We start from the raw sequence: 18,834 nt of genomic DNA, 5'->3' as shown, positions 1-18,834 counted from the left end.
TGTGTCGCTCCTGCACGTTTCCCCTCGGTCCTGCACGAGTCCCCCGCCGTAAGACATCAAGATCGAATCTACTGTGTCCCGCCGTGCCGCGGTGACCAGTTCGACACCCGGCACATTGTCGACATGGCAACTTGGCGTGAAGCATTCGATCACGAAGCGTTGCACTCCCACAGCGCGCAGGGAAGTGCGCCTTGTGGCGGTGGCCAATCCACGTAGGGTGCGCAGGGGCCCTGAGACCCTTTTCTTGCAGGTCAAACGGGGGTTGAGGGGGTGCAGGGGCGGGGGATGCGCCAGTTCAAGAAGTTGGCTGAAAAGATACGGCCGTGTGCATGGAAACCGGTCAGTCGACCGGTGTCGTTCCCCACGGTCCTCCCGGTCTCCCGGGCACTCCCGGTCCCCCCGGTCCGCCCGGATTTCCGGGCCCGCCCGGTCCCCCCAGGTGCCGGCCGCCCCGGTGGGCGCCCGTACCGGTCCGCTGGTGGCGGCCGCGGTGCGGCGCCCGCTCCTCGGCGCGCAGCCGGGCCGCGCCGCGCTCGGACTGGCGCAGCAGCGCCCGGCAGGCCGCGGTGACGGCCGCCAGGCCCAGGGCGGTGCCGACGGCGCCGGCCGACGAGGCGCCGCACCAGAGCAGCACCACCGGAACCAGGACACAGCTGAAGGCGGCCCAGCGGACCACGTCGCCCGTGCTGTCACCGGCGGGCCGCTCCGGCGGCGAGGGGCGTTTTCCGGATGCGGTACGGGGTCCGGACACGGCGTGCTCCCTACGGTGCTCCCTGCGGCGGTGCGGCTCACGGGGTTCAACGCGTGTTCGATCCGTCGGTCACTGTACGGAACCGGAGGCCACCGGTACGGCGGCACCCCGGGCGGTGTCGAGACACCGGTCTTACGTGTTCCGGGCGGCAGGGGCAAGTGAATGCTGTGCAAACCGCCTGTACGGGGCAGCAACCATTGCGTTACGGGCGGCTGTCGTGCATGCTCCGGTGAACCGCCACGGAGAGTGCGCGGGATCTGGGCCAAGGAGGAGTGCGGCCGTACCCTTGCGGGTATGGGGACGGGAAGACGATTCCCGGACACAGCTCCGCCGCAGATTGTCGTCCCCGACAAAGGATCACCTCGCCGAGACAGCCATGGCCGGTCACGAATTCTTCGAACCCGCGGACCGCAAGCGGCCGGTCGCCGACCCCACGGCGGCCGAACCCCTGGCGGCACAAGAGCCACGCCATCCCTGCGATCCGGCGTTCAAGCACGGCGTCGTCGTCGGCTTCGACGGATCCGACTCCAGCGAGCGAGCCCTCGCCTACGCGATCGGGATGGCGCACCGCACCCGATCCGGTCTGATCATCGTGCATGTGGCCAACCGGCTGCCCACCACGGTCTGGGCGGGCTGCGAGCCCCCGGTCTTCGTGGACGTCCCCGACCACCGCACCGAGGTGCTCGGTCTCGAACTGGCCTGCGCGGAGTATCTCGCCGAGGTCCCCTGGATCCTGGTCGAGCGCGGCGGGGACATCTGCCACGAACTCGAAGAGGTCGGCAAGGAGTACGCGGCGGACGCGATCGTGGTCGGCTCCACCCACGGCATCGTGGGCCGTATCTTCGGCTCGGTCGCCGGCCGCCTCGCCAAGCGCGCGCAGCGTCCGGTCGTCGTCATCCCCTGAGAGGCGCGGCCCGGACACCACGACTACCGGCCATTCCGGCTCCCTTTGTTCAACGCTCAAGTTACCTGTGCGCAGAAGGTGATTGTGCCCTTGTGAAGTGCATATACCGGTCACCCATCACCGCACCGCACCGCACAGGCAAGAAGGGAGCCCGCCGCGGCCAACGACGTCTCTGCGGGAAGCACCACCACCACGATCGCCGGACGGCTCGCCCTGTTCGTCACCCTGCCGGCCTTCGGCCTCGGACACACCAGGGTCGTCCACTCCGCCACGGCCGCCGACGCCGTGACGATCGCTCACCATGTCGGCGGTGTCGCCCTGTTCGTCGTCGGACTGCTCGCCTTCCGGGAGGGCACCCGCTCACCCAGGGCACCTACGGGCTGTTCCTCGTCTCCCTGGTCCTGCTCGCGGTGGCGGCCTTCACCGGCGGCGACGGCCCCCCACGCGCCGACAGCGAGCGCGTGGAGGGCCGTTCCGGTGATGTCGGGCCCCGGCGGGGTCTACTCCACCGTCACCGACTTCGCCAGGTTGCGGGGCTTGTCGATGTCCCGGCCCAGGGCCAGGGCCGTGTGGTAGGAGAGGAGCTGGAGGGGGATGCCCATGAGGATGGGGTCCAGCTCGTCCTCGTTCTTGGGGACGACGATCGTGCGGTCGGCCTTCTCCTGGGGCTGGTGGGCGACGGCGAGGATCGGGCCGCTGCGGGCCTTGATCTCCTCCATGGCCGCGCGGTTCTTCTCCAGCAGGTCGTCGTCCGGGACGATCGCCACGGTCGGCAGGGCCGGCTCGATCAGGGCGAGCGGGCCGTGCTTCAGCTCGGAGGCCGGGTACGCCTCGGCGTGGATGTAGGAGACCTCCTTGAGCTTCAGGGAGGCCTCGCGGGCCACCGGGTAGCCCCGGACGCGGCCGATGAAGAGCATCGAGCGGGCGTCGGCGTAGGTCTTGGCCAGCTCCTCGATCTCCGCCTCCTGCTCCATGATCGCGGAGATCTGCTCGGGCAGCTTGCGCAGGCCCTCGATGATCCGCTTGCCGTCGCGCACCGACAGGTCGCGGATGCGGCCCAGGTGCAGGGCGAGCAGCGCGAAGGCGACGCAGGTGTTGGTGAAGCACTTGGTGGAGACGACGCACACCTCCGGCCCGGCGTGCACGTAGACGCCGCCGTCCGCCTCGCGGGCGATGGCCGAGCCGACCACGTTGACCACACCGAGGACCCGGGCGCCCTTGCGCTTCAGCTCCTGCACGGCGGCCAGCACGTCGTAGGTCTCACCGGACTGGGAGACGGCGATGTAGAGGGTGTCGGGGTCCACGACCGCGTTGCGGTAGCGGAACTCGGAGGCCGGCTCCGCGTCGGCGGGGATCCGGGCCAGCTCCTCGATCATCTGGGCGCCGATCATGCCCGCGTGGTACGAGGTGCCGCAGCCGAGGATCTTCACCCGGCGCACCGCGCGCGCCTCGCGGGCGTCCAGGTTGATGCCGCCCAGGTGCACGGTGGCGAACCGGTCGTCGATCCGTCCGCGCAGCACCCGGTCCACGGCCTCGGCCTGCTCGTGGATCTCCTTGTGCATGTACGTGTCGTGGCCGCCCATGTCGTACGACTCGGCCTCCCACTCCACGGTGGTCGGCTCGGCGGTCGTCCGGGTGCCCTCGGTGGTGTACGTACGGAAGTCGTCGGCCTTGAGGGTGGCCATCTCGCCGTCGTCGAGGGTGACTATCTGCCGGGTGTGGGCGACCAGCGCGGCCACGTCGGAGGCGACGAACATCTCCTTCTCGCCGATGCCGAGGACCACGGGGGAGCCGTTGCGGGCCACCACGATCCGGTCGGGGAAGTCGGCGTGCATGACGGCGATGCCGTAGGTGCCCTCGATCAGGCGCAGGGTCTCGCGGACCCGGTCCTCCAGCTTCTGTGCCTCCGAGCGCGCGATGAGGTGGACGAGCACCTCGGTGTCGGTCTCGGAGAGGAACTCCACGCCGTCCGCCTCCAGTTTGCGGCGCAGGTCGGCGGCGTTGTCGATGATGCCGTTGTGCACGACGGCGACCTTCTGGTCGGCCGACATGTGCGGGTGGGCGTTCACGTCGGAGGGGGCGCCGTGGGTGGCCCAGCGGGTGTGGGCGATGCCGGCGGTGCCCTTGAAGCGCGCGGGGACCTTCGCCTCCAGGTCGCGGACCCGGCCCTTGGCCTTGACCATCCGCAGGCCCGGGGTCTTCGGTGAGGTGATGACGACGCCCGCCGAGTCGTAGCCGCGGTACTCCAGGCGCTGCAGGCCCTCCAGGAGCAGCGGGGCGACGTCACGCTTCCCGATGTATCCGACGATTCCGCACATACAAGTCCCTTTTCCCCGAGTTGATGCCGTGTCGATGCGCGTCGACGCGTGTCGAGCGCCGCCTCGATGCCGTGCCGTGCCGTGTCATACCGGTGCCGTGCGGGGCACTGCCGTGCCCCGGCCCGTGTGCCGCGGGCGTCAGCCGTAGACGATGCGCCGCAGTTGCCGCAGCGAGAGGTCCGGCGGTGCCACCGCGCGGTACTTCAGGTCTGCCGCGATCCGTCCGAAGATCTCCGCGTTCACCAGGCCCTGTGCCTGGAGTTCGCGGTGCCGGCGCCGGACGAACTCCTCGGTCGTCTCGTCGAAGTAGGCGAGCACGTCCTGGACCACCCGCAGCGCCTCGCCCCGGCTCAGGGGCGTGGACCGCGTCAGATGATCTACGAGTTCGTCGTGCACCCGGTAGATCCTGGGGTACCGGGATCACTTTCGCAAGAATCCTGCCCGATATCGGGCAAGCGACAGTTCAAGCGCTGGTGAGGCGCTGTTCGCGTGCCGTCCATCTGCCGTCCCGCGCGCCGTCGCACCGGTGGACCATTTTCAGACGCCATGGACATTCCTCGCATGGGCGTACCCGAGAAGCTCGCCGAGCGCATGAGCATGGCCGAGCAGCACGAGTACCTGCGTTCCAAGTTCTCGCGGCGCACGATGATCCGGGGCGGCGCGGTCACCCTCGGCACGGTCGCGGGTGGCGCGTTCGTGACGGGCACCGCCGCGCAGGCCGCGGTGCCGGCCCAGCGCACCGCGTCCCCGGCCCCCGCCTCCTCGGCCGGTGCCGTCGACGGCGCGCTGGTCGCGCCCTTCGGCCGCCATCTCGCCTTCGGCAACGACCCGCGCACCGAGATCACCGTCTCCTGGCAGGTCCCGGTCGCCGTCAAGAAGCCGTTCATCCGGGTCGGCGCGCACCCCTGGGACCTGTCGCGGAAGATACCCGCCGAGGTCCGCACCCTCTACACCCCGGCCGGAGTCGGCGCCAGCGGCGACCGCACCCAGTACTACCTGCACGCCAAGCTCACCCATCTGCGTCCCGGCCGGACGTACTACTACGGCGTCGGCCACCAGGGCTTCGACCCGGCCGAGCGCCACCTGGCCGGCACCCTGGGCACCTTCACCACCGCGCCCTCGCACAAGGCGCCGTTCACCTTCACCGCCTTCGGCGACCAGGGCGTCAGCTACCACGGCCTGGCCAACGACGCGCTGATCCTCGGCCAGGACCCGGCCTTCCACCTGCACGCCGGTGACATCGCCTACGGCGACCCGGCCGGCCAGGGCAAGACCACCGACAGCGGCTTCGACTCCCGCGTCTGGGACCAGTTCCTGTACCAGACCGAGTCCGTCGCCAAGCAGGTCCCGTGGATGGTCTCCTACGGCAACCACGACATGGAGGCCTGGTACTCGCCCAACGGCTACGGCGGCGAGGAGGCCCGCTGGACCCTCCCGGACAACGGCCCCGACCACGAGAACCTGCCCGGCGTCTACTCCTTCATCTACGGCAACACCGCCGTCATCTCGCTGGACGCCAACGACATCTCCTTCGAGATCCCGGCCAACCTCGGCATCTCCGGCGGCACCCAGACCCGATGGCTGGAGGGTCAGCTGAAGAAGTACCGGGCCAGCCGGGACGTCGACTTCGTCGTCGTCTTCTTCCACCACTGCGCCTACTGCACCTCCACCGCGCACGCCTCGGAGGGGGGCGTGCGCCAGGAGTGGGTGCCGCTGTTCGAGAAGTACACCGTGGACCTGGTCATCAACGGCCACAACCACGTCTACGAGCGCACCGACGTGATCAAGCGCGGTCAGGTCACCAAGAAGCTCCCGATCGGCGGCACCGCCTACCCGGAGACCGACGGCGTCGTCTACGTCACCGCGGGCGCGGCCGGCAAGAGCCTGTACGCGTTCAGCGCCGACCAGACCTACGAGGGCCACGAGAAGGACATCGACGCGGTGTCCTCCTTCGTCTGCCTCAAGGACGGCGCCCGGCAGAAGGAGACCGTCGACTGGTCGCGCGTGCGCTACCTCGACTACTCCTTCCTGCGCGTGGACGTCACCCCGGCCTCCCGGGGCCGCCAGGCCACGCTGACGGTGCGCGGCATCGCCGAGACCGGCGCGCAGGTCGACCACTTCACGGTCTCGCGCCGCGCCAAGTAGGGCCCCGGCACCCGCGGGCGGTCCTCTGGCGCACGGGCTCACATGCGCTTGAGGACCGCCTGTTTGGCGAGCGCGAACTCCTCCTCGGTCAGCACCCCCGAGCGGTGCAGCTCGCCCAGCTCCCGCAGCCGGCGCAGCAGCGCGTCGTGCTCGTCCTCGGCGGGCGGCGCGCCGTGCGGGGCCGCCCGTCCGGTGCCGAGCACCGCCGGGCCGTCGGCGCCGACGTCGGCGCCGGCCGCGTCCGGACCCGGCGCCAAGGCGGCGGCAGCGGCCGGATGCGGCAGCCGGGCCTGGATCGCCGCCGCGACCAGCGCCATCAGCGGGTCCTTCTTGAAGCCCCACAGCTCGACGGCGTTCGGGTCGTACTTGGGCGGGGTGGCGTCGGGGGCGCCGCGCACGGCCAGCCGCAGATGGCCGTTCTCCAGCCCGGCGGCGGGCAGCCACTCCACCCCGGTGAGGTCGGCCGGGGTGAGGACGCGCGGACCGGCGGCGGCCTTGGCGTCCTCCGTCTTCCAGTTCCACTCCAGCCGGATCCGCTCCCCGTCGAAGCTCGCCGTGCCGTCCCCGGCGGACACCGACAGCGGCACGGCCGGGCCGGGCAGCAGATACTCCGTCACCGGACCGGTGGGCACCTGCTCCAGCAGCAGCGCGTTGCGGACCTCGTCGGCCACGTACTCGGCGACGCCGAACCGGTCGGGCTCCACCAGCAGCTGGTACGGGTCGTGCGGCTCGGCCAGCCGGCCACCGGTGGCGTGCAGCAGCGGATCGGCGCCGTCGCGCAGCCGCAGCCTGAGCCGTCCGGCCCGCTTGCCCTGCTCGAACGAGATCCCGGCCAACGCCCTGAGCGGTACGGAGAGTTCACCCAGTGTCCGGCGCAGCACGCTGATGTTCCGGTCGCGCCCCGGGGTGAGCCGCAGCGCGTCGCCGTCGAACGCCCAGGCGCCGTCCTTCTGGATGATTTCCGCCATGGGGTGATTCTTTCACCGCCGTGCGGGAGAGTGGTCGGTACTGATCCGAGTGTGAAGGGAGCGCATGTGAGACGGCACCGCGGTACGACTCTCCGCAAGTCCCTCTCCACCCGAACCACCCCCACGCCCCACGCCACCCCCACCCCCGCCCCCGGCCGGGCCCCGCGCGCCGGCCGCGTCCTGGGCGCGCTGCTGCTGGTGACGGCGGCCGGCGCCTTCGCCGTCGGCGCCGCGCCGGCCGGCCGCACCGGCGGGGGAGCGGCGCCCGCCGCGACCCCGCTGAGCCAGGTGATCCCCGCCCCGGCGGCCGTCGAGCCGGGCCGGTCCCCGTACCGGATCACGTCCGGCACCCGTATCCGTGTCGACGGCTCCCGCGAGGCGCGCCAGGTCGGCACCTATCTCGCGGACCTGCTCCGCCCGGCCACCGGCTACCGGCTGCCGCTGACCACGCACGGCACGGCGGGCATCCGGCTCCGGCTGGCCCAGGGCCCCTTCGGCGCCGAGGGCTACCGCCTGGACAGCGACGCCCGGGGGGTGACGATCACCGCGGCGAAGCCGGCCGGGCTCTTCCACGGCGTGCAGACCCTGCGGCAACTGCTGCCCGCCGCCGTCGAGAAGAAGTCCGTGCAGCGGGGCCCCTGGCTGGTCGCCGGAGGCACCGTGCGCGACACCCCGCGCTACGCCTACCGGGGCGCCATGCTGGACGTCGCCCGGCACTTCTTCACCGTCGACCAGGTCAAGCGCTACATCGACCAGCTCGCCCTGTACAAGATCAACGAGCTGCATCTGCATCTGAGCGACGACCAGGGCTGGCGCATCGCCATCGACTCCTGGCCGCGCCTGGCCACCTACGGCGGCTCCACGCAGGTGGGCGGCGGACCGGGCGGCCACTACACCAAGGCCGACTACCGGGAGATCGTCCGCTACGCCGCCTCCCGCTATCTGGAGGTCGTGCCCGAGATCGACATGCCCAGCCACACCAACGCGGCCCTCGCCTCCTACGCGGAGCTGAACTGCGACGGCGTGGCGCCCCCGCTCTACACGGGCACCCAGGTCGGCTTCAGCTCGCTGTGCGCGCCCAAGGAGGTGACGTACGACTTCGTGGACGACGTGATCCGCGAGCTGGCCGCGCTCACCCCCGGCCGCTATCTGCACATCGGCGGGGACGAGGCGCACTCCACCAGCCACGAGGACTACGCGACGCTGATGAACCGGGTGCAGCCGATCGTCGCCAAGTACGGCAAGACGGTCATCGGCTGGCACCAGCTGACCGGCGCCACCCCGGCCCCGGGCGCGCTCGCCCAGTACTGGGGCCTGGACTCCACCAGCGCCGCCGAGAAGGCCCAGGTCGCCGAGGCCGCGCGGCACGGCACCGGGCTAATCCTCTCCCCGGCCGACCGGGTGTACCTGGACATGAAGTACACCAAGGACTTCCCGCTGGGCCTGGCCTGGGCCGGGTACGTCGAGGTGCGGCGCTCCTACGACTGGGATCCGGCCGCCTATCTGCCGGGGGCGCCCGCGTCCGCGGTGCGGGGTGTCGAGGCGCCGCTGTGGTCGGAGACCCTGTCGACCTCGGCGCAGCTGGACACCATGGCCTTCCCGCGGCTGCCGGGCGCCGCCGAACTCGGCTGGTCGCCCGCCGCCACGCACGACTGGGACACCTACAAGGTCCGGCTCGCCGCGCAGGCGCCGCGCTGGGACGCCCTGGGCATCGGCTACCACCGTTCGCCGCAGGTGCCCTGGACCGACGGCTGACCTGACCGGCCCGGACGGCGGCGGACCACGGGCACCCCGGAGGACCGTCTCCGGGGCGCCCGCAGTCAACTGAGGTAAGCCTAACCTAACTCGATATGCCCTGTGAAGGCGGCGCGTGAGCGTCGGCGGCCCCGGCGGTCAGGCGACCTTCTTCGCCGTCTCCAGAGCCTTGGCCAGGTCGTCGAGGAGCGGCACGCACTTGTCGTAGGACAGGATCGGCTCCGGGTTGCGCGCGATGACCTGGCCGGCCTTGACGGCGGGGAGCTTCTTCCAGGTGGCCTGGGTGATCGCGGCGGGCTGGATGGCCGAGGTGCGGTTGTCCATCATGATGATGTCGGCCGGGTACTTGTCGATGTTCTCCCAGCTCAGCGACTCGTACCAGCCGCCGCCCTGCTTCTTGGCGCTCTCCGGGGGCTCGACCAGGTCCACGCCGAGCGCCTTGAAGTACTCCAGGTCGATGGAGAGGTTGCTGCCGGAGACATAGAACAGGTCCTGGCTGGCGGAGCCGACCAGCACCTTGAGGCCGGGTTTGGCCTTGGCGGCGGCGCGCAGCCGGGCCGCGGCGTCCTCGAAGCGCTTCTTGGCCTGCTTGACCTGCTCGCTGGTGACATCGCCGCCGAGCGACCCGGCGAGCGCCCGCATCCGCTCCAGCGGCTGGGTGAGCCGGCGGTCGTAGACGGAGATGCCGACCGTCGGGGCGCCCAGCGCGAGGATCTTCTTCTTCTGCTCCTCCGGGACGTACCAGAGGGTGCCGGCGCTGTCGAACATCGTGGAGACGAGGAGGTCGGGGGAGAGGGCCGCGTACTTCTCGATGTTGAACTGGCCCCACTCGTTGCCCAGCACCGTCACCTTGGTGACGTCCAGGTCGCCGGCCTGCACGTCCGGCTTGCCGTCCTTGGTGGTCGTCGGGCCGAAGACGCCCTTGACCGGGACGCCGTAGTCGTGGAGCGCGGCGGCGACGCCGACGAACGCGACGACGGACGAGGGCGTCTTGCCGGCCTTCGCCGTCCGGCCGCGGTCGTCCTCGAACGTCCAGGGGCCGGACTTCCCGGCGCCCGTGCCGTCGCCCGAGCCCCCGTTCTTCGCCTTCTCGCTGCCGCAGGCCGCGAGCGCGGCTCCGAGTCCGAAGGCGCCGCCCGCGGCGAGGATGCCGCGGCGGGTGAGGGTGGTGGCACGGGCGTGGGACATGGATGTGGCTGCTTTCGAACAGGGCGGGAGGCCGCCGGACCGGACCAGGGGAGGTTAGCCTAACCTCACTGCCTGTCCAGGGGTGGGGCCGGGGACCCCGGCGGCCCTCCCGCGCCGGTTCAGCTCGTGAGGCCCAGCTCCCGGGCGATCAGCATGCGCTGGACCTCGCTGGTGCCCTCGCCGATCTCCAGGATCTTGGAGTCGCGCCACATCCGGGCCACCGGGTACTCGTTCATGAAGCCGTAGCCGCCGTGGATCTGGGTGGCGTCGCGGGCGTTGTCGACGGCGATCGTCGAGGAGTACAGCTTGGCGAGGGCGGCCTCCTTCTTGAAGGGCTCGCCGGCCAGCAGCCGGTAGGCCGCGTCGCGCCAGGCCAGCCGTGAGGTGTGGGCCTTCATCTCCATGTCGGCGATCTTGAACTGCACCGCCTGGTTGGTGCCGATCGGCCGGCCGAAGGCGTGCCGCTCCTTGGCGTACTTCACCGACTCGTCCACACAGCCCTGGGCCAGACCGGTGGCCAGCGCGGCGATGGCGATGCGGCCCTCGTCCAGGATCCGCAGGAACTGCGCGTAGCCGCGCCCCTGTTCGCCCAGCAGGTTGGCCGCCGGGACCCGGACGTCGGTGAAGGACAGCTCGCGGGTGTCCGAGGCGTTCCAGCCGACCTTGGAGTAGGCGGGCGCCACGGTGAAGCCGGGGGTGCCGGACGGCACGATGATCGCGGAGATCACGGGCCTGCCGTCGCTCTTGCGGCCGGTGACCGCGGTGACCGTGACCAGACCGGTGATGTCCGTGCCGGAGTTGGTGATGAAGCACTTGGTGCCGTTGATCACCCACTCGTCGGTGTCCGGGTCCAGCCGGGCCGTCGTGCGGGTCGCGCCCGCGTCCGAGCCGCCGTCCGGCTCGGTCAGCCCGAACGCGCCCAGGATCTCGCCCGCGCACAGCCGCGGCAGCCAGGTCCGCTTCTGCTCCTCGGTGCCGAACAGGTGCACGGGCATGGCGCCCAGCGAGACGCCCGCCTCCAGGGTGATGGCCACCGACGAGTCGACCCGCGCCAGCTCCTCCAGGGCGATGCCGAGCGCCAGGTAGTCGCCGCCCATGCCGCCGTACTCCTCGGGGAACGGCAGCCCGAACAGGCCCATGCGGCCCATCTCGCGCACGATCTCGTACGGGAACTCGTGCCGCTCGTAGAAGTCGCCGATCTTGGGTGCCACCACGTCGTGCGCGAACTGCTCGACGGTGCGGCGCAGTTCCTCCAGCTCGGGGGTGAGGCGGTGGTTCATCGTCGATCACTGCTCCTTGTGGGAGAGGGCGCGGAGAGTACGGGAGGGGCTCGGGCGGCCCAGGTGCGCGGCCATCCACTCGCTCGTGGCGACGAGACGGCCGAGGTCCACCCCGGTGTCGATGCCGAGGCCCCGCAGCATCCACACCAGGTCCTCGGTGGCGAGGTTGCCGGTGGCAGACTTGGCGTACGGGCAGCCGCCGAGGCCGCCCGCGGAGGCGTCGACGGTGGTGACGCCGTGCTGGAGCGCGGCCAGGGTGTTGGCGAGCGCCTGGCCGTAGGTGTCGTGGAAGTGCACACCGAGCGCGGAGGTCGGCACCCCCTGCTCGTTCAGCGCGGCCAGCAGCTCCAGGACCTGGCCGGGGGTGGCGACCCCGATGGTGTCGCCGAGGCTCAGCTCGTCGCAGCCCATCTCCAGCAGCGCCCGGCAGACCCGGACGACCTGGTGGACCGGGACGGCGCCCTCCCAGGGATCGCCGAAGCACATGGACAGATAGCCGCGCACCCGCGCGTCCGCGTCCTTCGCGCGCCGCACCACCGGCTCGAACATGGCCAGCGCCTCGTCCACGCTCCGGTTGAGGTTGGCGCGGGCGAAGGACTCGGTGGCGCTGGCGAAGACGGCGACCCGGTCCGCGTGCAGCGCCAGGGCGCGGTCCAGGCCGCGCTCGTTGGGCACCAGCACCGGGAAGGCGCCGGGCAGGTCGCGCACCAGCGGGAACAGGGCCTCCGCGTCGGCGAGCTGGGGCACCCACTTCGGATGGACGAAGCTGGTGGCCTCGATCGTCGTCAGGCCCGCGCCGGCCAGCCGGCGGATGAACTCCGCCTTGACCTCGGTGGGCACGGTCAGCTTCTCGTTCTGCAGGCCGTCGCGCGGTCCGACCTCGTAGATCCTGACCCGCTGCGGCAGGTCGGGGGCCGGGACGACCATGGGCAGGGCCTCGGGGGCGGTCATGACCGCACCGTCCCTTCCTCGTCGGGCAGCGCGGCCGGGGCGGCGGTGTCCTCCTCGTGCGGGGCGACGACCGCGAGCACCTGGTCCATGGCGACGGTCGCGCCGGGGGAGACGTCCAGCTCGGTGACGGTCCCTGCGTGCGGGGCGGAGATGACGTGCTCCATCTTCATCGCCTCGACCACCACCAGGCTCTGTCCGGCGCTCACCTCGTCGCCGACGGCCACCTTCACCACCGTGACCGTGCCGGGCATGGGCGCGGTCAGCGAGTCGGCGCCCGCCCGGTCCGCGCGGGTGAGGGAGGCGGCCACCGGGTCGTGGTCGCGCACGTGCCAGGCGTCGCCGTCGCGGCCCAGCCAGTCACCGGCCCGCTCGAAGGTGTGGCGGACGCCGCCGAGGGTGACGGAGACCGTGTCGCCGTCGACCGTGTGGCTGCCGCGGGGGGTGTACGCGACCGGGTCGGCCGCCCGCAGCCAGAAGGACACCGGCTTCGGCTCGCCGCCCAGCCGCCAGCCGCTCGGCTCGGAGAACGGGTCGGTCCAGCCGTCCGCGCCGCCGGCCTTCGGGCGCAGCGCTTCGAGGCGGACCGCGGCGGCGGCCTCGTACACCTCCTCCGGCACGCCCGCGGGGACCAGTTCGTCCACCACCCGCGCCACCAGGCCGGTGTCCAGGTCGCCCGCCACGACCGCCGGGTGGGCCAGCAGCCGGCGCAGGAACCCGGCGTTGGTCGGCACGCCCAGCGTGACCGTCCGCGCGAGGGCCGCGCGCAGCCTGCGCAGGGCGGTGGCGCGGTCGGGGCCGTAGGCGATCACCTTGGACAGCATCGGGTCGTACAGGCTGCCGACCTCGGTGCCCTCGCTCAGCCCGGAGTCGGTGCGCACCCCGTCGCCCTGCGGCTCGCGCAGCCGCAGCACGGTGCCGCCCGAGGGCAGGAAGCCGCGCGCGGGGTCCTCCGCGCACAGCCGGGCCTCCACGGCGTGCCCGGTGAGGGTGATGTCCTCCTGCGCGTACGGCAGGGGCTCGCCGGAGGCGACGCGTAGCTGCCACTCGACCAGGTCGAGCCCGGTGACCAGCTCGGTGACCGGGTGCTCCACCTGGAGGCGGGTGTTCATCTCCATGAAGTAGTACGCGGACGGGTCGCCGCCGGGCACGATGAACTCCACCGTGCCCGCGCCCCGGTAGCCGCAGGAGCGGGCCGCCTGCACGGCCGCCTCGCCCATCGCCGCGCGCGTGGCCTCGTCGAGGAGCACGCTGGGCGCCTCCTCGATGATCTTCTGGTGGCGGCGCTGGAGCGAGCACTCGCGCTCGCCGAGGTGGATCACCCGGCCGTGTCCGTCGGCCAGGACCTGGATCTCGATGTGCCGGGGGGTGTCCACCCAGCGCTCGACCAGGAGGGTGTCGTCGCCGAAGGAGGCGCGGGCCTCGCGGCGGGCGGCGGCGATCTCCTCGGCGAGCAGCGCCTCCTCGCGCACCAGCCGCATGCCCTTGCCGCCGCCGCCCGCCGAGGGCTTGAGCAGCACCGGCATGCCGATGGCGCGGGCCGCCTCGGCGAGCTGCTCGTCGCTCAGGCCCGAGCCGCTGGAGCCGGGGACCACCGGCACCCCGGCGGCCGCGACCGTCTCCTTGGCGCGGATCTTGTCGCCCATCAGGGAGATCGCGTCGGCCGGCGGTCCGATGAAGACCAGGCCGGCCGCCTCGCAGGCGCGGGCGAACTCCGCGTTCTCCGCGAGGAAGCCGTAGCCGGGGTGGACGGCCTGGGCGCCGGTGCGGGCGGCGGCCTCCAGGATCCGGTCGGCGCGCAGATAGCTCTCGGCCGCGGCCGCCGGGCCGATGCGCACCGCGGTGTCGGCCTCGCGCACATGGCGGGCGTCCGCGTCGGCGTCGGAGAAGACGGCCACCGAGCGCACGCCCAGGGCGCGCAGGGTGCGGATGACACGGACGGCGATCTCGCCGCGGTTGGCCACCAGAACTGTGTCGAACATGGTCAGCAGGTCCCCCTCACATCCGGAAGACGCCGAACTGGGGGTCACCCAGCGGGGCGTTGGCGCACGCGGTCAGGGCCAGGCCCAGCACCTGCCGGGTCTCCAGCGGGTCGATCACGCCGTCGTCCCACAGGCGTGCGGTGGCGTAGTAGGCGTTGCCCTGGCGCTCGTACTGGGCGCGCACCGGGGCCTTGAAGGACTCCTCGTCCTCCATGGACCACTCCTCGCCGCGCGCCGCGAGCTGGTCGCGCTTGACGGTGGCCAGCACGGAGGCGGCCTGCTCGCCGCCCATCACGGAGATCTTGGCGTTGGGCCACATCCACAGGAAGCGGGGCGAGTAGGCCCGGCCGCACATGGAGTAGTTGCCCGCGCCGTAGGAGCCGCCGACGACCACGGTCAGCTTGGGCACCCGGGTGCACGCCACCGCCGTGACCATCTTGGCGCCGTGCTTGGCGATGCCGCCCGCCTCGTAGTCGCGGCCCACCATGAAGCCGGAGATGTTCTGCAGGAACAGCAACGGGATGCCGCGCTGGTCGCACAGCTCGATGAAGTGGGCGCCCTTCTGGGCGGACTCGGAGAACAGGATGCCGTTGTTGCCGATGACGCCGACCGGGTGGCCGTGGATCCGGGCGAAGCCGGTGACCAGGGTCTGCCCGAACTCGGCCTTGAACTCGGCGAAGCGCGAGCCGTCCACCACGCGCGCGATGATCTCCCGCACGTCGTAGGGGGTGCGGGAGTCCACCGGCACCGCGCCGTACAGCCCGTACGGGTCCGCCTTGGGTTCCGCCGGGGCGGTGACCTCCCAGGGCAGCGGCCCGCGCGCGGGGAGGGTGGAGACGATGGTGCGCACGATGCGCAGCGCGTGCGCGTCGTCCTCGGCGAGGTGGTCGGTGACGCCGGAGGTGCGCGCGTGCACCTCGCCGCCGCCCAGCTCCTCGGCGGTGACGACCTCGCCGGTGGCCGCCTTCACCAGCGGCGGGCCGCCCAGGAAGATCGTGCCCTGGTTGCGGACGATGACCGCCTCGTCGCTCATCGCCGGGACGTACGCCCCGCCGGCCGTGCACGAGCCGAGCACCGCGGCGATCTGCGGGATCCCGGCGCCCGACAGCCGCGCCTGGTTGTAGAAGATCCGCCCGAAGTGCTCCCGGTCGGGGAAGACCTCGTCCTGCATCGGCAGGAAGGCGCCGCCCGAGTCCACCAGGTACAGGCACGGCAGCCGGTTCTCCAGGGCCACCTCCTGCGCCCTCAGGTGCTTCTTGACCGTCATCGGGTAGTACGTCCCGCCCTTGACGGTGGCGTCGTTGGCGACGATCACGCACTCGCGTCCGCTGACCCGGCCGATGCCCGCGATGACGCCGGCGGCCGGGGCCTGCCCGTCGTACATCCCGTCGGCGGCCAGCGGTGCCAGCTCAAGGAACGGCGAACCGGGGTCGAGGAGGGTGTCCACGCGCTCGCGCGGCAGCAGCTTGCCGCGCGCGGTGTGGCGCTCGCGCGCCCGCTCCCCGCCGCCCAGCCGGGCGGCGGCCAGCTTGCCGCGCAGTTCCTCCACGAGCGCCCGGTGCGCCTGTTCGTTGGCCCGCCAGGCCTCCGACGCGGGGTCTGCCGCGCTCGTCAGCTCCGGTGCCTCCTGCATCCTCGCGGTCCCCTCACCCAGTGATCCACTGTTAATGAGCGTTAACCCATTTCCCTCAGGTTAACGACCGCTAACGCCGCTGTCTAGAATTGTTCTCATGGCCACGCGAACCGACGCCCCCACCCGCCGCGAGCAGATCCTCAGGGAGGCCGCGCGGCTCTTCGCCGAACGCGGCTTCCACGGCGTCGGCGTCGACGAGATAGGCGCCGCGGTGGGCATCAGCGGACCCGGCCTGTACCGGCACTTCCCCGGCAAGGACGCGATGCTCGCGGAGCTGCTGGTCGGCATCAGCGGGCGGCTGCTGACCGGGGCGAAGCGGCGGCTGGCGGAGGCGGACGGGTCGGCGGGGCCGGAGGCGGTCCTCGACTCGCTCATCGAGGGGCACATCGACTTCGCGCTCGACGACCGCTCCCTCATCACCTTGCACGACCGCGAGCTGGACCGCCTCCGGGACAGCGACCGCAAGCTGGTGCGCCAGCTCCAGCGGCAGTACGTCGAGCTGTGGGTGGAGGTGGTCCGCCGGGTCCACCCCGGCCTGGCGGAGTCCGCCGCGCGCTCGGCGGTGCACTCGGTGTTCGGGCTGCTGAACTCGACCCCGCACCTGGGGCGGCGCGGGACCCTGCCGGGGCGGGGGCCGATGGGGGAGCTGCTGCACCGGATGGCGCGGGGCGCGTTCGCCTCGGCGGCGTCGCCCGCGACGGACTGAGCGGGGCGCCCCGGACTGAGCGGGGCGCCCCGGGCGGCGGGCCGCGCCCCGCCCCCTTCACTCCTCCCCCTGTGCTCCCCCTGCGCTCCTCACGCTCCCGCGTGACGAGCGTTACCGGCCCGGCCCTTTACTGGCCTCGTACTCGTCGGTACGTTTGTGTGAGCAAGCGCTTAGACAGTCGAGGTCGCGGAGGTGGGCGGCGTGCGCCGTACGGTGTTCAACGAGGATCACGAGGCGTTCCGGGAGACCCTCCGCGCCTTCATCGAGGCCGAGGTCGTACCGGTGTACGACGAGTGGTTCGCGGCCGGGCAGGCCCCCCGGGACTTCTACTACAAGCTGGGCGAGCTGGGCGTCTTCGGGATCAACGTGCCCGAGGAGTTCGGCGGCGCGGGCCTGGACAGCCACAAGTTCGAGGCCGTCCTGTACGAGGAGACCGCGCGCGCGGGCGTGCAGTTCGGCGGCTCCGGCGTGCATGTGCTGCTCGCCCTGCCGTACATCAAGATGCTGGCCACCGAGGAGCAGAAGAAGCGGTACCTGCCGAAGTTCGTCACCGGCGAGGAGATGTGGGCCATCGCGATGACCGAGCCGGGCACCGGCTCCGACCTCGCGGGCATGAAGACCACCGCCAGGCTGTCCGAGGACGGCACGCACTACGTGCTCAACGGCGCCAAGACCTTCATCACCGGCGGTGTGCACGCCGACAAGGTCATCGTCTGCGCCCGCACCTCCGCGCCCAGGGAGGACGACCGCCGCTTCGGCATCTCGCTGTTCGCGGTGGACACCAAGTCGGAGGGCTACTCCGTCGGCCGCAAGCTGGACAAGCTGGGCCTGCGCACCTCCGACACCGCCGAGCTGGCCTTCGTCGACGTCAAGGTCCCGGCCGAGGACCTGCTCGGCGAGGAGAACAAGGGCTTCTCCTACCTCGGCCACAACCTGGCCTCCGAGCGCTGGGGCATCGCCTTCGGCGCCTACGCGCAGGCCAAGGCCGCCGTCCGGTTCGCCAAGAGTTACGTCCAGGACCGCACCGTCTTCGGCAAGCCGGTCGCCCACTTCCAGAACACCAAGTTCGAGCTGGCCGCCTGCCAGGCCGAGGTGGACGCGGCCGAGGCCGTCGCCGACCGGGCGACCGAGGCCCTGGACGCCGGCGAGCTGACCCCGGCCGAGGCCGCCTCCGCCAAGCTGTTCTGCACCGAGGTCGCCCACCGCGTCATCGACCGCTGCCTCCAGCTGCACGGCGGCTACGGCTACATGAACGAGTACCCGATCGCCCGTCTGTACGCCGACAACCGCGTGAACCGGATCTACGGCGGCACCAGCGAGATCATGAAGTCGATCATCGCCAAGAACATGGGCCTGTAGGACCCGTGAGCACGGCACTGCGGTCCCTGCTCGATCTGCTCGACCTGGAGCGGATCGAGCAGGACATCTTCCGGGGCCGCTCCCGCTCGGCCGTCGTCCCGCGCGTCTTCGGCGGGCAGGTCGCGGCGCAGGCGATGGTCGCCGCCGGGCGCACGGTCCCCGCCGACCGGCACGCGCACTCGCTGCACGCCTACTTCCTGCGCCCCGGAGACCCCGGCGCGCCCATCGTCTACACGGTGGACCGCATCCGCGACGGCCGCTCCTTCACCACCCGCCGGGTGGTCGCGGTCCAGCACGGGCAGCCGGTCTTCCACCTCTCGGCGTCCTTCCAGACGTACGAGGAGGGCCTGGACCACCAGGTGCCCATGCCGCCCGCGCCGGACCCGGAGACCCTGCCCACCTCCGCCGAGCGGCTGCGCGGCTACGGCCATCTGGCGCCCGAGGTGGTCGAACGGCTCCTGGAGACCCGTGAGGCCGTCGACCTGCGCTACGTCGGCGAACCCCCGTACGGCGACTACGGCACACCGCGCGAGCCGCACTCGCAGGTGTGGTTCCGGGCCAACGGCAAGCTCGACGGCGACGTCGACACCCCGCTCCTGCACGTCGTCCTCGCCACCTACGTCTCGGACATGACGCTGCTCGACTCGGTGCTGCTCGCCCACGGGCGCGGCGGCTGGGCGGTCGGCGACGTCGTCGGGGCCTCCCTGGACCACGCGATGTGGTTCCACCGGCCCTTCCGCGCCGACGAGTGGCTGCTGTACGACCAGGTCTCGCCGTCGGCGTCCGGCGGGCGCGGGCTCGGGCAGGCCCGTATCCACACCCAGGACGGGCGGCTGGCCGTCACGGTGATCCAGGAAGGCGTGGTGCGCGTTCCCCGGGAACCCCGGGAACACTGAG

General features: G+C 71.9%; 15 protein-coding genes. 6 read left to right on the top strand and 9 right to left on the bottom strand.

Features of this window, described 5'->3' with window-relative positions:
- Nucleotides 1-340: 340 nt before the first annotated feature.
- Entirely contained in the window at nucleotides 341-751 is a 411-nt protein-coding gene (locus R4Z62_RS11530) for a hypothetical protein (RefSeq protein WP_491519757.1), read from the bottom strand.
- A 376-nt stretch (nucleotides 752-1,127) separates the two neighbouring features.
- Here R4Z62_RS11530 and R4Z62_RS11525 point away from each other — a divergent pair, with 376 nt between their 5' ends.
- Nucleotides 1,128-1,655 carry a universal stress protein gene (locus R4Z62_RS11525; protein WP_018565676.1) on the top strand — a complete coding sequence of 176 codons (528 nt, stop codon included), beginning with the start codon at nucleotides 1,128-1,130 and terminating at the stop codon, nucleotides 1,653-1,655.
- A 500-nt stretch (nucleotides 1,656-2,155) separates the two neighbouring features.
- On the opposite strand, the gene glmS is transcribed toward R4Z62_RS11525, so the two are convergent.
- Together glmS and R4Z62_RS11515 are read right to left on the bottom strand one after the other, a co-directional pair.
- On the bottom strand, nucleotides 2,156-3,973 hold the full coding sequence (glmS, locus tag R4Z62_RS11520; protein ID WP_064533279.1) for a glutamine--fructose-6-phosphate transaminase (isomerizing): 1,818 nt from the start codon (nucleotides 3,971-3,973) through the stop codon (nucleotides 2,156-2,158).
- Nucleotides 3,974-4,111: 138 nt separating this feature from the next.
- Nucleotides 4,112-4,369, bottom strand: coding sequence for a hypothetical protein (locus tag R4Z62_RS11515; protein WP_018565679.1), 258 nt, complete (start codon nucleotides 4,367-4,369; stop codon nucleotides 4,112-4,114).
- Between the two features lie 165 nt (nucleotides 4,370-4,534).
- Here R4Z62_RS11515 and R4Z62_RS11510 point away from each other — a divergent pair, with 165 nt between their 5' ends.
- Nucleotides 4,535-6,118: a purple acid phosphatase family protein gene (locus tag R4Z62_RS11510; RefSeq protein ID WP_491519756.1), complete on the top strand. Its 1,584-nt coding sequence runs from the start codon at nucleotides 4,535-4,537 to the stop codon at nucleotides 6,116-6,118.
- 38 nt (nucleotides 6,119-6,156) lie between these two features.
- On the opposite strand, the gene R4Z62_RS11505 is transcribed toward R4Z62_RS11510, so the two are convergent.
- Nucleotides 6,157-7,086, bottom strand: coding sequence for a DUF4429 domain-containing protein (locus R4Z62_RS11505; protein WP_491519755.1), 930 nt, complete (start codon nucleotides 7,084-7,086; stop codon nucleotides 6,157-6,159).
- Between the two features lie 66 nt (nucleotides 7,087-7,152).
- Here R4Z62_RS11505 and R4Z62_RS11500 point away from each other — a divergent pair, with 66 nt between their 5' ends.
- A complete protein-coding gene (locus R4Z62_RS11500; protein ID WP_491519754.1) occupies nucleotides 7,153-8,841 on the top strand; it encodes a beta-N-acetylhexosaminidase in 1,689 nt (562 codons plus the stop codon).
- 138 nt (nucleotides 8,842-8,979) lie between these two features.
- Here R4Z62_RS11500 and R4Z62_RS11495 read toward each other — a convergent pair whose 3' ends face one another.
- The 5 genes from R4Z62_RS11495 to R4Z62_RS11475 form a co-directional block, all read right to left on the bottom strand.
- Nucleotides 8,980-10,029, bottom strand: coding sequence for an ABC transporter substrate-binding protein (locus R4Z62_RS11495; protein WP_491519753.1), 1,050 nt, complete (start codon nucleotides 10,027-10,029; stop codon nucleotides 8,980-8,982).
- 119 nt (nucleotides 10,030-10,148) lie between these two features.
- On the bottom strand, nucleotides 10,149-11,309 hold the full coding sequence (locus tag R4Z62_RS11490; RefSeq protein ID WP_355483170.1) for an acyl-CoA dehydrogenase family protein: 1,161 nt from the start codon (nucleotides 11,307-11,309) through the stop codon (nucleotides 10,149-10,151).
- 6 nt (nucleotides 11,310-11,315) lie between these two features.
- Complete coding sequence (locus tag R4Z62_RS11485) at nucleotides 11,316-12,260, bottom strand: hydroxymethylglutaryl-CoA lyase (RefSeq protein WP_064533275.1); 945 nt, start codon at nucleotides 12,258-12,260, stop codon at nucleotides 11,316-11,318.
- On the bottom strand, nucleotides 12,257-14,239 hold the full coding sequence (locus R4Z62_RS11480) for an acetyl/propionyl/methylcrotonyl-CoA carboxylase subunit alpha (protein WP_491519752.1): 1,983 nt from the start codon (nucleotides 14,237-14,239) through the stop codon (nucleotides 12,257-12,259). The genes R4Z62_RS11485 and R4Z62_RS11480 overlap by 4 nt, the downstream gene beginning before the upstream one ends.
- A gap of 16 nt (nucleotides 14,240-14,255) precedes the next feature.
- Nucleotides 14,256-15,872, bottom strand: a complete 1,617-nt coding sequence (locus tag R4Z62_RS11475; RefSeq protein ID WP_491519751.1) for a carboxyl transferase domain-containing protein — start codon at nucleotides 15,870-15,872, stop codon at nucleotides 14,256-14,258.
- 97 nt (nucleotides 15,873-15,969) lie between these two features.
- On the opposite strand from R4Z62_RS11475, the gene R4Z62_RS11470 reads away from it, so the two are divergent.
- The 3 genes from R4Z62_RS11470 (at nucleotide 15,970) to R4Z62_RS11460 (ending at nucleotide 18,833) form a co-directional block, all read left to right on the top strand.
- The gene (locus tag R4Z62_RS11470; RefSeq protein WP_064533272.1) at nucleotides 15,970-16,578 is read left to right on the top strand and encodes an SACE_7040 family transcriptional regulator; all 609 of its coding nucleotides are present in this window, start codon (nucleotides 15,970-15,972) and stop codon (nucleotides 16,576-16,578) included.
- Between the two features lie 201 nt (nucleotides 16,579-16,779).
- Nucleotides 16,780-17,937, top strand: coding sequence for an acyl-CoA dehydrogenase family protein (locus R4Z62_RS11465; RefSeq protein ID WP_491519750.1), 1,158 nt, complete (start codon nucleotides 16,780-16,782; stop codon nucleotides 17,935-17,937).
- 5 nt (nucleotides 17,938-17,942) lie between these two features.
- Complete coding sequence (locus R4Z62_RS11460) at nucleotides 17,943-18,833, top strand: acyl-CoA thioesterase (protein WP_064533271.1); 891 nt, start codon at nucleotides 17,943-17,945, stop codon at nucleotides 18,831-18,833.
- Nucleotide 18,834: the final 1 nt, after the last annotated feature.

The sequence above is a fragment of the Streptomyces sp. PL-25 genome (assembly GCF_058344915.1).
This window is presented reverse-complemented; position numbering and strand designations above follow the sequence as displayed.

Coding starts and splice junctions, on each gene's coding strand:
- R4Z62_RS11525 (WP_018565676.1), top strand. CDS start 1,128: ATGGCCGGTCACGAATTCTTCGAACCCGCGGACCGCAAGCGGCCGGTC.
- glmS (WP_064533279.1), bottom strand. CDS start 3,973: ATGTGCGGAATCGTCGGATACATCGGGAAGCGTGACGTCGCCCCGCTG.
- R4Z62_RS11510 (WP_491519756.1), top strand. CDS start 4,535: ATGGGCGTACCCGAGAAGCTCGCCGAGCGCATGAGCATGGCCGAGCAG.
- R4Z62_RS11505 (WP_491519755.1), bottom strand. CDS start 7,086: ATGGCGGAAATCATCCAGAAGGACGGCGCCTGGGCGTTCGACGGCGAC.
- R4Z62_RS11495 (WP_491519753.1), bottom strand. CDS start 10,029: ATGTCCCACGCCCGTGCCACCACCCTCACCCGCCGCGGCATCCTCGCC.
- R4Z62_RS11490 (WP_355483170.1), bottom strand. CDS start 11,309: ATGAACCACCGCCTCACCCCCGAGCTGGAGGAACTGCGCCGCACCGTC.
- R4Z62_RS11485 (WP_064533275.1), bottom strand. CDS start 12,260: ATGACCGCCCCCGAGGCCCTGCCCATGGTCGTCCCGGCCCCCGACCTG.
- R4Z62_RS11480 (WP_491519752.1), bottom strand. CDS start 14,239: ATGTTCGACACAGTTCTGGTGGCCAACCGCGGCGAGATCGCCGTCCGT.
- R4Z62_RS11475 (WP_491519751.1), bottom strand. CDS start 15,872: ATGCAGGAGGCACCGGAGCTGACGAGCGCGGCAGACCCCGCGTCGGAG.
- R4Z62_RS11470 (WP_064533272.1), top strand. CDS start 15,970: ATGGCCACGCGAACCGACGCCCCCACCCGCCGCGAGCAGATCCTCAGG.